Raw genomic sequence first — 15,027 nt, forward strand, 5'->3', positions numbered from 1 at the left:
ATTTAATACTACATTTGCTGCTGATACGGATAAGTGGTTGAGGACTGACCAAACATGACGCGTCCCCAGCGGCGCGGGCGCTGCCCAAAGAGCAGGTACAGCAGCGGCCCAAGAATGACAAAGGGCGGCATCAACCAGATGATCAACAGCCAGAGAAGCTTACCTGCGGCCGAATGATCGTCGTCAAGCACCATAAGCGTTGCGATAATATGTCCTAAAAGCGGGAAGAAGACGACAACAAGAAACAATATTGTATTAAAGAAACATCCTCTATTACCTGTCATTTCAGCTCTCCTTATAGCAAAGTCATCTTTATGACTATTAATCGATCAAAGAATTTATCATTATTAGCAAGCACTACAAAAGCTTCTTGCAGCATCTTAGAACTTCATCTATTGTCCTCTATAATACGTACGAGAGAACATTTTTGTTGCATATGCTCTGTGTACTCTGAGCGGCTGGTAGCTGAGAAATGTCTCGCTCTCCCGCCTCTCTATTCTGTTTGAACGCAAAGAGAGGTTCAGGATCAAATGCGCATCACCTGTTTTCGCGCCAGTTCCGCTCTATGAAAGGAATGGTAAAGTGGAAGGCTGATCCCATGCCTGGGCTGCTTTCGGCCCAGATCATACCACCATGCATCTGCACAATTTCACGCATTGTTAGTAAGCTCTGCAACGGTTGCATCACGGCCTCTCCATCCGAGCGTGGATGATCCGCAAACAACTGCTCCAACTCGTCTGAAGAAACGCCAGCCCCCTGATCGCGTATACAAATATGGACAAAATGGCCCTCAACAACGCTGCTTACATAGATCTCACCGCCGTCAGGAGAGTATTGCATGGCATCCTTGAGTAAATGCGCGATGACGCCGGCTAATTTCTTCTGGTCTCCCATCAACACTGGCAGAGCGCGGGCCAGTTGCAGGCGAATCAGGTGACGCGTCGTCAAACGGAGACGATTGACCACATCGACAATGATCGCGTTCAGGTCCAACCAGTTCTGTTGTAGCCGCTTGCGTCCAGTCGCCAGCCAGCTAAATTCAAGCTGGTCCGCAATCAAATGCAGCAAACGCTGCGCATCTGTATAAATATCAAGGGCAAACTCTCTGGCATCGGTAAGGCCCACGTCTTGATCGCTAATAGCCTTGCTCGCTTCCTGAATAGAGAGAACAGTTGAACGAAATTCGTTATTCATCATCGCCACAAAATCGCTCTTGATGGTATTGAGCCGTTCCAGTTCAGCGTACACATCATTGAGCATCACCAACACCTGATCGCGTTCATGAATCGCCTGCTGAAAAGCAATCATCAACGAGGCCATCCTGGTAACGACCTGGAGCAAATAGGGATGCAGTTCTTCTCCCTCTGCCTCTTCTCGAAAAGAGGGTAATAGCAGCAGCAATCCCTCTAGCCGCTGCTCCGCGCGCACAGGCACTATCAGGCAGCGATCATAGCGTGTGTCTTCCTGGGGCGCAGGCACATCGAGCGAAAGCATATTGCCAGCCGAAAGATGCTCCAACAGTGCCACATCATCGCCCAGAAGAGCCAGCAAGCTTTCACCTTCCAGCCGTTGATGCCACTGCTCTTTATCCTCCGCCGATGGCCCTATCACCAGTAATGGATGCATGGTCGCCGTCTCACGTTCCAGGCGCACCACGCTGAAGTACTGACAATGGATAAGATAATGAGAGAGCCGGGCGACATCTTCCTGTTCTCCATCTGATGCACACCTCCCCTGAAACACTTCATCTTCGGGCACAAACGCTTTAATTTCTTGCTGTAAAGAACAAAACGCCTCGGTCATAGCCAGCATCGTTTCCAATATTTCATGGACACGCTCCACCTCTCCCTTCGCTGTATCATATTGTTCGGCCGGGGACTTATTCTCTGCAACTTCAGCTAAAATAACTGAGATAGCATGCTTGACGAGGCCGCCAGCTCCTTTTCTCTTGCGCATGATCTCCAATTGCCGGTCGCCATCTCTCTTCATAATATTTCACCATCCTGCTGCCAGATACTCTCTATATATACAAGCGTCACACTAGATCGGTTGATTATTTCTTCTTACTGCCAGTGATGCTCTACAATAATCGGAGAACTGGCTGTAATGACCAGTCCAACCTCTTCATTCGCCGTAATTATGCTCGCCTCTGTCACCATCACATACTGATGTGGGGCAAGATTATAGTTCGCGGCCAGCGGTGCGCCCGTCGCGTGATACAGGATAATATGCACCTGCACAGCAGCGGCACTCATGTTTGCCAGCACCAGCCCGGCCAGCATATCTTTATCCGAACATACCTGGGGAGCATACCAGGCTGTTTCGGCCTCGCTGCTGCCCATAATCGTGCTACTTGTTCCCTGCGGCTCGAACATCTCTTTCATGAAAAAATCCTGCCGCTCCGCCACGATTGCTCTATCAGCTGTAATCTCCGTTGCATGAACGGCATCCTTAACCAGATCATTGACGCGCACCTCGATCCGGCTCTTTTCCGGCACACTTACGTCCTGGGTGAGAGTGCTTCCATCTGTCACCAGATAGCGAATATGTGCGTGCGCAGCTTTGGGAGCAGGATTAGATAAGACGAGTATTTCTGTACTATCATCTGCCGTCTTTCCCGTCGCGAAATACCACGTTTTTTGCAGAGCTGTAATACCAGGAAAAGCACTTCCTCCGCTCCATGGGCTATGCACCAGATACTCAGCTCGCTCTACGACGACATTAGCGCTGGCAGTAATCGCCATCCCAAACTGCTGGTTCGGCCTATCATCGTTGAGGACAATCGTCGAACGAGATGCTGAAGGCAAAGTATAAACGTTTGTGTCTCGTGCAGCTGGCGTCGATGTGTTGCCCGGCCCCGGCAAGTAATGGACCGTCAATGTCGCCTGTTGCTGCCCTGGATTAAGCACAGAGAGCAGCGTATTCCAGCCAGCGGTTGTATTGCCTTCCGCGAAGTACCAGGAGTTAGCAGGTGCAGCTACGCCCTGACTGCGCGTTACGGCCTCAAAACCGTTCTTCTGTGTACTCATGATGCGTTCGGCAATAAAAAGCTGATCGCTCTGCACAAACATGCTCACGCTCTGGTTTGCGCCCGCTTCCTGATTGATGTTTAACGTTTTGTGCGTCAGGGCCGCAAGCGGATAGGTACGAACACGAGCAAGCGCGTTTGGATAATAGTAAGTGACTGTAATAGTCGCGTGTGCCGCCGCCAGGTTCGTCAGCGCAAGTTGCTCTACCGTTCCCTTGCCTGTGTACCCCTCGGCAAAATAATATTGCCGAGAAGCTCCTGTGGCCGCCACTGTCAGATCTTGCATGGATGGCGCGCCAGAAGACGAGAGGTTGACAAGATGACCGTCTCCCATTGGATCTAGACTCTGACCCTCATCAACTGAGGGGGTTAAAGAGGGAGCAGCTGTCTTGGTAGCACTCATTGCATATATTGTCAATCGCGCCGCCTGCCCCTGCCAACCGGGATTGATGAGCAGCAGGATCATACTGACAGCACTGACAAGAAATGCGCTCGCGCCTCCTATCAGACAAAAGTAGAGCTTATGTTGCGATTTCATCGGAATGAAGCTTCTTTCCAGAACATCCCTGCAAACTCTCTCCTATCAAACATCATTGCATAACTGTGCAAAGTTGCACACAAGTTTTGTGAGCAAGTATCAGAAATGTGTATTTTCAAGCATTGATTTCAACATAGATCAAACATGACACTCAAACCAGAGGTTCGATTTCAGTATAAAAAGCTCTACCAAATGTCAATATTTCAAATAAAAGCAGCATATAAAAAGAAAGCACGCGATAGAAGTATTTTATTTATCACATGCTTTCTTTTTAAAATGTTTTATACAGATAAAAAGCGATTAGCAATATTCATCAGCAAAGGGCGATATACCTGCTGATAGCCACCGGGAAACTGCACAACACGTCCTCCCCATCCACGTTTAAAGCGATACACGCCAGCCATTGCCTCCGTCTCCGCATCGGTTTCGGGAATGCCGCAGAAGTCGTAGAGCAACGCCCCCTGCTGCCTGGCCCGACGTATCGCCTCCCACTGCAATAAATAGTTGGGCATGAGATGCCGCTGCTCATTGCTGGATGCACCATAGAGATAGAGTGCCTGACACCCAAAGATGCCAGCAAAGATCCCGGCCAGCAATTGCCCGTCATGCTCGGCCAGCAGTAGTTGAACCTCGTTGCGCGGACGAAAGAGTTCCCAGACGCGCATATAATACTCACAGCTATGAATGCCAAACTGGTCTCGCTCACCGGTCGTCTGCAACAATTGATACCATCGCTGCACATCTGCTTGCGAATCCGCCTCGCGCACCGTTACTCCCCGGCGGGACGCCAGCCGCACATTATAGCGCCACTTCTCCTTCATCTGGGCCAGCAGCACCTTTTCGTCCGACGTCAGATCCAGCATAATCGTTCGGAGCGGTTGCACCGAAGGGACGGAGGCAGCTTGCAAGATCGCTTCGGAGCGCAAAACCGCCAGTTGATTCAAAAACACCTCGCTCTCCGCCGTTCCCATCTCCAGCCCAGGCTCCATACGCAGCGCCACCGCCCCCTGTTTGCGCAACATCTGATGCAATTGCATAAAAAAGGCGCGGCAGATGTCTCCCTGCGACCAGTCAAGTACTGGCCCTTTGGGAATATACGCCAGATAACCCAGTTCTATGGGGATGCGCGGAGCGGTTCGACGCAAGACCTGAGCGGCTGCAACAATCTCTTGCGACTCCACATCCCACAGGGCCAGCCGCAAAGGGAACCAGCCAGCCGACGCTTTCAGCTCACCCCAGGCCCAGCTCTGTAAAAAATGTCCCTGCGGATGCTCAGAGACAAAACGATCCCATAACGATTGTTGCTCAGCTTGTACGGCCCGGAGTTGATAACGCTTTACAGATAATAATGTCATAAAGTCTTCTCATACATCTATTTCATACTCTATATACGATCAAAACTGCTCTTCAATGTGGCTACTCTATCATAGACCAGGCAATACGAGCAACGAAATTATAGAATTCTATCGAAAATAGGGAGGTGGAACAGAAGTCAGGGGTGCTCTTTATAAAAAAGTAGGTTGGGCTATCTGGCTAGAAGGTTTTGCCACTTGTTTCCAATGCTCGTCTGATAGCGAGAAGCAGCACATCAATATCGAACGGCTTATACACAATCTGAATGCCCTGCGAGACCAGATATCCTTCTTGATCCCTCACCGCACTTTCAGCAGCAGTGCAGATAATGATCGGAATGCTTGCGGTAGAGCGCTGCATCTTCAGCAATTGCAGCATTTGCCAGCCCAATTTCCGCTCTCCAAAGATAAAATCAAGAATAATCAATTGAGGGTTAATCTGTTCGACTTCCTGAATCTTCTGCATAGGAAACGATGAGAGGATCACTTCATATCCTTCATCTTCTAACAGCATCCGAAACATCTCCAAGATTTCTTGAGTATCGTTGATCACGAGGATACGTGTTCCCATTTGACATCTCCTGAACTGGCTCTCATGTGCTGCTTGCTCTTAGCACGCAAAGATGAGTGCGGTGGTTTCATTCAAGAAGGAGAAAATCAAAAAGAGACAACAAAGTAACTCCTATGCATTCATAGCACACAAGGAGAGCGAGCTTCCGGCATGCAGTTAATTGTAGCCGCTTCAGCGGCCTTTGCTTACCGAGATGATTTCTTGCCAGTTCACCTGCTCTGTCAGGCCAATATATCCCTCGTCCAGAAGAGATACACGCACCTCTTCAACATTGACCTGCTCGACGCGTCCATGCCACTCTCGTAGTGGATTGCTGGGCAACAGGTCCGGGGCCAGCAGATACGTGATGAAATCCCCCACAATAATGCTCTGAAAGATCTCGCGACTGATACAGGTTCTCTCCACACCTGATTGAGCACGCTGCCAGGTCATATGACCGCTTCCTTTCTCTTCTAATCGGTAGAGATAGGTTCGCTTGAGCTTACCTGTGAAAAGGCTTTACAACGGCGGTCTACACTGTCCACTTCACCCTTTTTCGGCAAGGCGAATAACGATACGAAATAATACGTTCCTTATTTTCGAGGGTAGCATGGAGGAGCAACTTTTGTCAATACTTTGTTATAAAAGTAACAGTCTTGTCTGCATACAGCTCTGATATTTTCGAAAAGCACTGCTATATACCGGCAATACTACATGCAATGCAGATATAAGTGTAGACTGGACACTTCACGTACGAAGAGATGACCTCACCAGATTTCCGAACTATCTCCTATTTCCTGACCTGCTGGGATGTGAAACAATGAGAAAAAGAAGACCGGATAGTAGGCCTACCCAACTCGCCGGGGATTGACATATAATACAGAAGGTTTATCACCCTATCACCTATCCTAAATTCGGTCTCTGGACCGACAGGAGGCTTTTTGTGAAAGTTGTCATCCTCGGCTGTGGGCGTGTTGGCGCAACATTAGCCACACAGTTAGAGCAAGCTGGGCACACTGTAACGGTCATCGATAACAACACCGAGGCCTTTCAACGCCTCAGCTCTGAATTTCAGGGCGAGAGAATTACAGGCAATGGCGTCGATGAAAGCGTCTTACGACGTGCTGGTATCGAAAATGCCGATGCATTTGCAGCCGTGACCAACGGCGATAATCGCAACATCATGGCGAGCCAGATCGCCAAAGAGATTTTCCACGTACAAAAGGTTGTTTGCCGCATCTACGATCCCATTCGTGAGAGTACCTACAAAGGTCTTGGTATCGAAACCATCTGTCCCACAGTCATCGGAACCAACCTCATCTTTCAAGCTATCTCAGAAACACGACCATAGATAGCAGGACACCAACAAGTAACTAGAAGAAGAATAGAGGTACTCAGATGTATATTATTGTTGGGGGCGGTGGCGACGTTGGCTACTACCTCACTCAGAACTTACTCAGCCAGGGACATGAAGTACTCCTGCTAGAAAAAAGCGCGGTGCGCGCTCAGGCACTATCCGAGGAACTGGATCAGGCCGTCCTCAAAGGCGACGCTTGCGAGGCTCGAACGATGGAAGAGGCGGGCGTACGTCGTGCCGACGTAGTAATTGCAGTCACCGGAGAGGATGAAGACAATCTGGTTATCTGCCAGATGGCAAAAAAGCGCTTCAACGTTGCGCGCACTATAGCCCGACTGAACAATCCCAAACACGAATTGCTCTTTCAGAAACTTGGCATCGATGTCACAGTCAGTCCGACCAAAGCTATTCTCTCTCTGATCGAATCAGAGTTGCCCGGACCTCATTTCGTTCTCCTCATGACCTTGAAGAAAGCCGGTCTGGAAATTGTCGAGATGAAGATCCCGGATATCTCTCCCGTAGTGGGCAAACAATTGAATCAGGTCAATCTCCCACGCAAATGTACGCTCGCCCTGATTATTCGTGGGCAAGAACAGATCTTCCCAACCGCCGAAACCGTACTTGAGGCTGATGATGATGTCTATGCGCTCGTCAACCACGACGGCGAAGAGGAGCTGCGACGCACCTTTGGCACCGCTTAAATCCACTTTCCAACAACGAAAAAGAGGCGTGGAAACTATCTTCCAACGCCTCTTTTTGCTGCTTACTTGCTCGTCACTCCCCGCCGCTTTTATTGTCGGGTTCCTCTGTCTCTAACTCTCGCGTCGGCCTCCTCCCACCCTGGGTCACAGGCTGCATTCCCTCACTGTTGTCAAACTCATCGCCTTCCAGCGGTTGCGATACCGTTCTACCATCACCTCTCGGCATACGTCCTCGTGGACGCGGCAGCGTCCAGGGTGCCCGTTTACGCGCCAGAATTTGATCCGCGCTCTCGCCGCGTGCAGAGCGATAAATGCTGGCGACAACCACCCAGAGGGCCGCGACCACCGGAGTTGCCAGCAATGCTCCAAAGACGCCAAAGAGCTTGGCACCAACCAGCAATGAGAGAATAGCTGCGACTGGATGTAGCCCCACTGCATGCCCAACAATGCGCGGCCCCAACACATTACTCTCAACCATCTGTAACACAATAAACCAGGCAATAATCTCAAAGGTTCGTGGGAAGGCACCCGGCAATAGGAGCGAGAGCAGTATCGGCGTGATCGAAGCCAAAGCTGGTCCCACCATTGGGATCGTTTCAAACATGAAGGCCAGCACCCCACAGATCAATGCGTAATCGCCCAGACCAGTTGTTATGCATGCCAGACTCGTAAATACGCCCACGATCAATGCCAGCGTCAGCTGCCCACGAATATAGTTGCCAACCACGCGATTTAAGGCATCTTCAAACAGGAAGACGTTAGGCAAAAAACGCTTGGGAGCGATGCTAACCAGGCTATCACGAATGCGCTTGCCATCCAACGTCAAATAAAAGCTCAGCACCAGTACCAGCAAAATATTGATAAAGGCGTTCGTGAGCAGAAAGACAAACCCGACGGCATTGCTGGCCGTATCTTGCGCGAAACTATACGCCTGATCCTGAATCTGCGAAATCGTTGCATCGATGCGCTCCGGTGGGATATGTCCCGCCGTCTTCAAAAAGTCAATCGTATCCTGAAACGTCTTTGGCAAGGCAGAGGCAAAAGTAATAATCGTATCCGAAAAAGCAACTGCCTGCTGAATAAGTGTAAATACCAGTTCATAGAAGAGGCCGCCCAACGCCCCAAGCACCACAATATAAACGACCAATGTCGCCAGCACACGCGGCACCTTATATTTCGTTACGAAGTCAACGAGCGGAGAAAGTAAAAATGCCACAGCCATTGAGAGCATCAAAATTACGATAGCCTCAACAAATTGTCCTAAAATTGTCCATGAAGCCCAAAAAATGATGCCAATACAAATAATACAAATCAATACATCGCGCGTCCGGGGCCAGTTTATTTGATTCATGTTACTATCCTCTTGCGGGTGTATTTAGAGAGAGCCTTGCTTATTTCTTTATTGACATACTCGCACCCTATTGTGACAGGTTTCTTGTAAAAGAACAACCCTCAAATTGTATGTTTACAAGCAAGCTTGTCTCTAATACAACGCAGCAAGATTAGCTTTTTAGATAGAGATGCGGGGCAAATATCTTCCACCTCAACAAGCAGCAACATTATTGCTGAGTGAAACTTTCTTCCCCGGTTCTTCGTCATCTCATGTGGGGACAGTACTGCTCATCGGGCAGGCTCTATGTACAGTTTGAGCCATCCAACAGCCCGGATAGGCGTACTCATGTTAATTTCAACTATGCGCTTCGTCTATTACAGTACGGCAATTTTATGCTGGCTCTCAAATACCCAGCCTGAAAGAGGACGCACTCGTGGATGCACAAACCGCGATCACACCAATGACACCAACGCAATCGCTTATACTCTGGACACTGCTCGGCTTTTTATTGGCCTGGATGTTACTATTCACGCTGCTGGCAGTGCGCCCTGACACAAAGAAACGGGTTGAGTTAGAAGATGTACCAGTGTACACACCTACTCAGCCAGTCGCTACCCCTGCACCAAAGATGTTACAGATGGCAACGACTCAGCCGGGTACGTATCTCCCTGCAACGGTAAACTCTATCAATACTGAAACATCGGTGGTTCTGGAACAATCCCAGTAATTCGCAACAGGGAAGCAACAACTGAGGATGAGCATTACAACTTAACTCGCTGCATATGTGTAATGACCATCCTCAGTTGTTGCTTCTCGAAATTCTCGCTGCTTCATTGCATAAAGTGGCATTTTCTTCAATTCAGTTGAATATTCTCACCGGTTCGTTGTGGGCGAAACGCTCCATTTTCATTGATAAATACAAGACGACTATCCTGTACACTCACGATCATATCTACTTTTCCATCGCCGTTAACATCTTTAAAGCTCAACGTAACGGGTGCGAGATCCTGTCCCTGCCCGATCAATACAGGACCAACATAGATTTTTGCTTTGGAGCAATCTCCACCAGGGCATTCGATAATTTCGATGCGCCGCCGCAGGTTTAAGGCAACAAAATGGCTGGGATTGGCCTCCGAGTCGTTATGCCCAACCACTACATCATATTGAGCAGTACGAGGACGCCCATAATGCCAATCATCTTGTGTCACCTGCCACCAGTTCGTTACCATACTCAGCACAATCCAACCCAGCGTCATGATCAACACGCCCACACCCACATACACCAGCCAGTGAGTTGGTCGATATCTGCCACGCTCTATCGTCGGGGTAAGTCTATGCGTCACGATATCCTCAGTATTGGTGTCGCGCCGCTGCCTTGCCTGCATCGCAGTCCGACGAGCAGGCACCCCCTTAACTGGTGGTTGAAACGAAGAGGCGTAGTCATTTTGTGCAAGCGACTGCACATCAGCATGTGTATAGTCGGTCTCAACCTGCACATCACTGCGATAGCGCCTGACGCTGCTGGGCATCCGTGTGGGTAGCTCATCATCATACACATCATCGAGGCTATCGCTCCTGTTTACTCTGGCGGCTCTTCCATAGGACGCGGAAGGAACAGATGCCGTATATTGGCCGTACTGCCTGGAACTTCTTTCCACGTTGTGACCGTCCTCTCTATCAGTTTTGCGGAATAGAACTCTTGTTCTAATCAATGCAATTAAATAGTACATCAGAACAAGCGTTCTGTCAACCATATTCTAGAACAAATTCGCTAGTTACGCCAGATCGCGCAAAAACTGCCGGACCTCTGTGCTATACTGAACGTAGACCAGTGTTGTTCTTTTTTATTGCATCCGAGGAGGTTCCCAATGCCCGTCTCGGCCAACAACTCACGCTTGATCTATGATGCTCTCAAAGCATGCGACGTGAAGATTATCTCCGCGCTCCCTGAGACCTGGCTTGTTCACCTGATTCGCATGGCAGATGATGACCCGGAAATGACGCTGGTGCGCATCGCAAAGGAAGAGGAAGCGATTGGCATTTCGGCTGGCGCGCATCTGGCTGGCGTCAATTCCGCACTACTGATGCAAAATCACGGCTTCTTTGCCGCTATCAACCCTATTATTTCGCTCGCGTTCCTGTACAAAATCCCGCTGCTGATGTTTATTAGCTATCGCGGTCACTTTGGCGAAAAAGATCCCTGGCAAACACAGGGCGGCCTGCATACCGAATCATTGCTGCGCTCGCTCAATATCCCAATCTGGCACCTCAACAATCCAACCGACGTGACCAGGCGCATTAAAGATGCTCAGACGCTTGCTCTCGCATCATTGCACCCGGTTGCCGTCTTGCTGTCACGTGAACTGATGTGGGAGGATTGATCATGTTACGCATAGACGCACTTCAAGCTATCTATCCCGACCTGCAAGATCATATCGTCGTTACCATTATGGGCGCGGTCGCCGTTGAGTTGTATTCACTTGGCCATCGCGATAACTTTTTCTACCTCGAACATGCAATGGGGCTGGCCTCATCGATGGGCCTGGGCATTGCTCTCTCGCTGCCCGAACAACAGGTCATCGTCATCGATGGCGATGGCTCGCTGCTCATGAACCTGGGAACACTGAGCACGATGGCTCGCTACAAGCCGAACAACCTGCTCCATATCGTCTTCGACAACGAAAGTCTGGTCTCGGTCGGCGGCTTTCCCACCGCCACTGCAACTGGCACTGACCTTGCCGGCATCGCTCGTGCCTCTGGCATTCCCGCCGTCAAGGAGGCACAAACCCCTGCCGATCTCAAGCGCTGCGTCGAGGACGCACTGGCAAGCCACACGTTGACCACCATTGTCTCAAAGGTCGAGGCGCTGGTGCCAAAGTCCTTCCATATGGATCTTTCCTTACTAGAGAATCGTTTCGCCTTCAAGCGTAGCTTGCAAGAGATGCGCAACAAAACATAGATGTTTTTAACAATGTTATTCGCATGCGTATGGTTTATCTATTCACGTCTTTTACCCGATAAATCTAAGTATGCATATAACTAATCCTTATTTATTTCAGGAGGTATTTTCTATGGCTGATAACCCACTCGGCCTGCTTGCCCAGGTGCTTGCGGCGCTCGACTCCGGGCAACTCAAGATCATTGATCTCACCACACCCTTAGAGCCGGAGACGCCGGTGATCGATCTACCAGAGATGTTTGCGCCCTCGCCAGGGCTGACGCTGACAGAGATTTCTCGCTATGATAGTCGTGGTCCCGCCTGGTACTGGAACGTGCTCAATCTAGGCGAGCATACCGGAACGCACTTCGATGCACCCGTCCACTGGATCACCGGCAAGGATCTCCCCAACAACACAACCGATACCATCCCTCCGCGCAAATTTATCGGCCCCGCGTGCGTGATCGATGCCACCGCCCAGGTCGAGCAATCACCGGATTTCTTGCTGACCATCGAGCATGTGCAGCAATGGGAGGCGCAACATGGACGCATTCCTGCCGGAGCCTGGGTACTGTTCCAGACCGGTTGGGGCAAACGCAAGGGACGCGAGGCATTTTTGAACGTGCAGGCCGATGGCGCGCACTCGCCGGGCGTCCATCAATCCTGCATGCAATTTCTCATTCAGGAGCGCGATATTCTGGGTCTGGGCGTAGAAACGGTCGGCACCGACGCGGGACAGGCTGGTGGCTTCGAGCCGCCATTTCCCTCGCATACGTTCTTGCACGGCTCCGGCAAATTTGGCCTTACCAGCCTGCTCAATCTAGAGTTGCTCCCGCCAACGGGGGCAATCATCATCGCCGCGCCGCTCAAGATCGTTGATGGCTCTGGCAGCCCCTTGCGCGTGCTGGCAATTACAGCGTAACAGATCTCTGATGAGAAAAGATGTGGCTTACACAAACGATATATTTGTTTCGATACAGATGTATTGGGAACACCACCCGAATAGGGCAGGGGCGATGGCTTGTCCTCGCCCGTGAACTCATCATGCTGCCTGGGAAGCCAGGCAAGGACAAGCCATCGCCCCTGCCCTATTCGATCACGCCCTGGAAAGGGAGGCGAGGGCACCAATGATCTTATCCCCACAAATCGCCCTGCACCATCTCTCGCTCCCTGACTACCCGTTTCTTCGTGTTAATGCGCCTCTCTCTAGCAGGCTTTTTCACCGCCTTCTCACCCTCATCCAGCGCAACTTCTTCCTCCTTCACTACCGGGACAGGCTCATCAGTGCTAATCTCCACAACCGCATCAAAGATCGAATCGCGGCGAATCGAGACTTCCGGCCACAGATCCAGCAGCGCTTCTATCGTGGCATCGTCACATGCGCTCAACTCAGACCAGCGCTCGCGCATTCCACTCAAAACATCGCGCAATCCCCTTGCGTGCTGCCCCTTCAGCCACACAATACACTCACTCCGCAAGCGCTCCATCCAGGCATCGTGATACAAACCCACACCCGGCAAAAAGCGAATCTTTTCATCGATGACGTGCTCTGCCGCCAGCGCGATCTCTGAGCGCCGATAACAGTGCAGCGCCTCGAAACATGCCTGCTCCGTCAGCAATCCATCCTCGCGCACACGTTGCTGCACCTGCTCACGATCAATCAGTGCCAATCGTTCGGCGAAATCGTCGTAGCGTTTGCGCAATACCTGCAACACCTCCGTTGCCGAAAGTTGCCCAGCATAAATGACTATCGGAAATAGCGGCAGGATGCTGGCAAATGCCTCTTTCGATTCGACCGGGATCGCCAGCAAAAGATCGCCGCGCCCCTGAAGCGCATGCAGCTTTTGTATTTTCCGCTCCCGATACGCCGGCGTCCAGAAGCCGAGAATCTCAACATAAACCCGATGCTGCCCACGTGTAAAGGCAAAATCGGGAATGAAGATGCCCGAATCAAGCAGCAGCGGCTCCGGTTCGCGTTCCAACTGCCAGCCATCCACGCCCTGACGACGGGCCAGCGCCTCGAACGCCTCCGCAAAGCTCTGTTCAATGCTGCTATCAAAGATCCCTGCACTTTCAGCGCTGCCCTGTCCACTTTGGATGGTTGTAGCAGGCGGCGGCAGGAGTTGTAACAGTTCCGTATCCATGACGAACGTATAGGAGCGCTGTAAAAAGTGGACCGTTGCCTCTGCTTCAACAACGGCAGAGGCGTGGATCTTCTGCTTCTTCGGTCCCTTCCCGCTTCTAGAGACGCCATAGCCCAGCAACATGCGGCAGAGGCGAGCCAGGCGCAATCCATACTGCTGTGCCGCGCCCGTCACTTCCTGTGGACCATACAGCGCCAGGTGCAGCAATAGGGGAGCCGCGCCCTCAAGCAGCGTTGTTTCATAGGCGGCATCATAGGCCAGATCATAATAAACGCCCAGTTTGCGAGCCAGATAGCAGAGACGCTTGATGACGGCTCCCACACCCGTGCCAACTTGAGAAGGCAGAATAGTCTGTGAATCATCAGGCGGCAAAGCAGCAAAGGCGCGACAATCAAGCGTGAAATGGACATTTGAGGCATTGAAGAGCGCAGCCTCAAAGACCCACTGATTATAGAGCGTGGCAACCTCCTGCGGCGTCGGTGGCTGTTCGGCATCGCGCTGCAACAACGCCTCCTCTTCGCTATCCAGCGCAAGCAGATATTCCAGATCAGCCACATCCACCTGATAGCTGCTGGCAAGCGCCTTGAGCGCCTCCTGACGCGTTTGCGCATCCAGAAACCCTTGATAGTGTTCATTGACATAATCATAGAGGGCCAGTCGCAACTGCACAGGCGAGGCAAGAGCCATCAGTTCCTGGCTCTCTCCAATTGAGGGAATCTCCTGAAGCACCTCAAGCCAGCCACGTTGTCGCCAGCTATACCAGTAGCTCAACGTCGCAATCAAGCAGTGTGCAAGACGATAATCACCAATACAGGCGCGTGCATCATCAAGCGAAAACAGACGTTGCGGCCTCCTCAACAGGCTCTCGTGATACGCAATCAATTGAGCGATCTCCTGTTGCATATCGCCGGGACGTAAAAAATGCAGGGAGACGCTTAACTCACCCCCACGTCGTTGTACCGATTTCTTCACATCTTGCAAACTAAAGCGCACAATGCACTCCTTACCAGCAGAGGCTATACACATGATACAATAATAGGTGCCGTTGCTGAGCTAACCAGCCAGCCAGCCAACACAGAGAGATCG

The 15,027-nt window shown here is 51.0% G+C and carries 15 protein-coding genes; 6 read left to right on the forward strand and 9 right to left on the reverse strand.

Annotated elements, in window-relative coordinates; all coding sequences use genetic code 11:
• Positions 1-8: 8 nt before the first annotated feature.
• The 6 genes from K3T83_RS11215 to K3T83_RS11240 all read right to left on the reverse strand — a co-directional run bounded on the left by K3T83_RS11215 (position 9) and on the right by K3T83_RS11240 (position 5,921).
• Entirely contained in the window at positions 9-284 is a 276-nt protein-coding gene (locus K3T83_RS11215) for a PLDc N-terminal domain-containing protein (protein WP_220203058.1), read from the reverse strand.
• A 253-nt stretch (positions 285-537) separates the two neighbouring features.
• Positions 538-1,989: a sensor histidine kinase gene (locus tag K3T83_RS11220; RefSeq protein WP_220203059.1), complete on the reverse strand. Its 1,452-nt coding sequence runs from the start codon at positions 1,987-1,989 to the stop codon at positions 538-540.
• Positions 1,990-2,063: 74 nt separating this feature from the next.
• Complete coding sequence (locus K3T83_RS11225; RefSeq protein ID WP_220203060.1) at positions 2,064-3,566, reverse strand: hypothetical protein; 1,503 nt, start codon at positions 3,564-3,566, stop codon at positions 2,064-2,066.
• Between the two features lie 281 nt (positions 3,567-3,847).
• The gene (locus tag K3T83_RS11230; RefSeq protein ID WP_220203061.1) at positions 3,848-4,921 is read right to left on the reverse strand and encodes a lipid II:glycine glycyltransferase FemX; all 1,074 of its coding nucleotides are present in this window, start codon (positions 4,919-4,921) and stop codon (positions 3,848-3,850) included.
• Between the two features lie 178 nt (positions 4,922-5,099).
• Complete coding sequence (locus tag K3T83_RS11235) at positions 5,100-5,489, reverse strand: response regulator (RefSeq protein WP_220203062.1); 390 nt, start codon at positions 5,487-5,489, stop codon at positions 5,100-5,102.
• 171 nt (positions 5,490-5,660) lie between these two features.
• Positions 5,661-5,921, reverse strand: coding sequence for a hypothetical protein (locus K3T83_RS11240; RefSeq protein WP_220203063.1), 261 nt, complete (start codon positions 5,919-5,921; stop codon positions 5,661-5,663).
• Positions 5,922-6,411: 490 nt separating this feature from the next.
• On the opposite strand from K3T83_RS11240, the gene K3T83_RS11245 reads away from it, so the two are divergent.
• Both K3T83_RS11245 and K3T83_RS11250 read left to right on the forward strand, forming a co-directional pair.
• Positions 6,412-6,819 carry a potassium channel family protein gene (locus K3T83_RS11245; protein WP_220203064.1) on the forward strand — a complete coding sequence of 136 codons (408 nt, stop codon included), beginning with the start codon at positions 6,412-6,414 and terminating at the stop codon, positions 6,817-6,819.
• A 47-nt stretch (positions 6,820-6,866) separates the two neighbouring features.
• Positions 6,867-7,526, forward strand: a complete 660-nt coding sequence (locus K3T83_RS11250; RefSeq protein WP_220203065.1) for a potassium channel family protein — start codon at positions 6,867-6,869, stop codon at positions 7,524-7,526.
• 73 nt (positions 7,527-7,599) lie between these two features.
• Here K3T83_RS11250 and K3T83_RS11255 read toward each other — a convergent pair whose 3' ends face one another.
• On the reverse strand, positions 7,600-8,877 hold the full coding sequence (locus tag K3T83_RS11255) for an AI-2E family transporter (protein WP_220203066.1): 1,278 nt from the start codon (positions 8,875-8,877) through the stop codon (positions 7,600-7,602).
• 415 nt (positions 8,878-9,292) lie between these two features.
• Here K3T83_RS11255 and K3T83_RS11260 point away from each other — a divergent pair, with 415 nt between their 5' ends.
• On the forward strand, positions 9,293-9,586 hold the full coding sequence (locus K3T83_RS11260) for a hypothetical protein (RefSeq protein ID WP_220203067.1): 294 nt from the start codon (positions 9,293-9,295) through the stop codon (positions 9,584-9,586).
• 127 nt (positions 9,587-9,713) lie between these two features.
• Here the strand turns inward: K3T83_RS11260 and K3T83_RS11265 are convergent, their stop codons facing one another.
• Positions 9,714-10,517 (reverse strand): hypothetical protein, encoded by an 804-nt coding sequence (locus tag K3T83_RS11265; RefSeq protein ID WP_220203068.1) that lies wholly within the window; start codon positions 10,515-10,517, stop codon positions 9,714-9,716.
• Between the two features lie 210 nt (positions 10,518-10,727).
• Here K3T83_RS11265 and K3T83_RS11270 point away from each other — a divergent pair, with 210 nt between their 5' ends.
• The 3 genes from K3T83_RS11270 to K3T83_RS11280 all read left to right on the forward strand — a co-directional run bounded on the left by K3T83_RS11270 (position 10,728) and on the right by K3T83_RS11280 (position 12,719).
• Positions 10,728-11,240, forward strand: a complete 513-nt coding sequence (locus tag K3T83_RS11270; protein ID WP_220203069.1) for a thiamine pyrophosphate-binding protein — start codon at positions 10,728-10,730, stop codon at positions 11,238-11,240.
• A 2-nt stretch (positions 11,241-11,242) separates the two neighbouring features.
• On the forward strand, positions 11,243-11,818 hold the full coding sequence (locus tag K3T83_RS11275) for a thiamine pyrophosphate-dependent enzyme (protein WP_220203070.1): 576 nt from the start codon (positions 11,243-11,245) through the stop codon (positions 11,816-11,818).
• 112 nt (positions 11,819-11,930) lie between these two features.
• Positions 11,931-12,719: a cyclase family protein gene (locus tag K3T83_RS11280; protein ID WP_220203071.1), complete on the forward strand. Its 789-nt coding sequence runs from the start codon at positions 11,931-11,933 to the stop codon at positions 12,717-12,719.
• Positions 12,720-12,930: 211 nt separating this feature from the next.
• Here K3T83_RS11280 and K3T83_RS11285 read toward each other — a convergent pair whose 3' ends face one another.
• Positions 12,931-14,934, reverse strand: coding sequence for a DUF790 family protein (locus K3T83_RS11285; protein ID WP_220203072.1), 2,004 nt, complete (start codon positions 14,932-14,934; stop codon positions 12,931-12,933).
• Between the last annotated feature and the right edge of the window lie 93 nt (positions 14,935-15,027).

Source organism: Reticulibacter mediterranei (assembly GCF_016587455.1).

Excerpts from the sequence above, each read along its gene's own strand:
- K3T83_RS11215 (WP_220203058.1), bottom strand. The coding sequence starts at position 284 with ATGACAGGTAATAGAGGATGTTTCTTTAATACAATATTGTTTCTTGTT.
- K3T83_RS11220 (WP_220203059.1), bottom strand. The coding sequence starts at position 1,989 with ATGAAGAGAGATGGCGACCGGCAATTGGAGATCATGCGCAAGAGAAAA.
- K3T83_RS11225 (WP_220203060.1), bottom strand. The coding sequence starts at position 3,566 with ATGAAATCGCAACATAAGCTCTACTTTTGTCTGATAGGAGGCGCGAGC.
- K3T83_RS11230 (WP_220203061.1), bottom strand. The coding sequence starts at position 4,921 with ATGACATTATTATCTGTAAAGCGTTATCAACTCCGGGCCGTACAAGCT.
- K3T83_RS11235 (WP_220203062.1), bottom strand. The coding sequence starts at position 5,489 with ATGGGAACACGTATCCTCGTGATCAACGATACTCAAGAAATCTTGGAG.
- K3T83_RS11240 (WP_220203063.1), bottom strand. The coding sequence starts at position 5,921 with ATGACCTGGCAGCGTGCTCAATCAGGTGTGGAGAGAACCTGTATCAGT.
- K3T83_RS11250 (WP_220203065.1), top strand. The coding sequence starts at position 6,867 with ATGTATATTATTGTTGGGGGCGGTGGCGACGTTGGCTACTACCTCACT.
- K3T83_RS11255 (WP_220203066.1), bottom strand. The coding sequence starts at position 8,877 with ATGAATCAAATAAACTGGCCCCGGACGCGCGATGTATTGATTTGTATT.
- K3T83_RS11270 (WP_220203069.1), top strand. The coding sequence starts at position 10,728 with ATGCCCGTCTCGGCCAACAACTCACGCTTGATCTATGATGCTCTCAAA.
- K3T83_RS11275 (WP_220203070.1), top strand. The coding sequence starts at position 11,243 with ATGTTACGCATAGACGCACTTCAAGCTATCTATCCCGACCTGCAAGAT.
- K3T83_RS11280 (WP_220203071.1), top strand. The coding sequence starts at position 11,931 with ATGGCTGATAACCCACTCGGCCTGCTTGCCCAGGTGCTTGCGGCGCTC.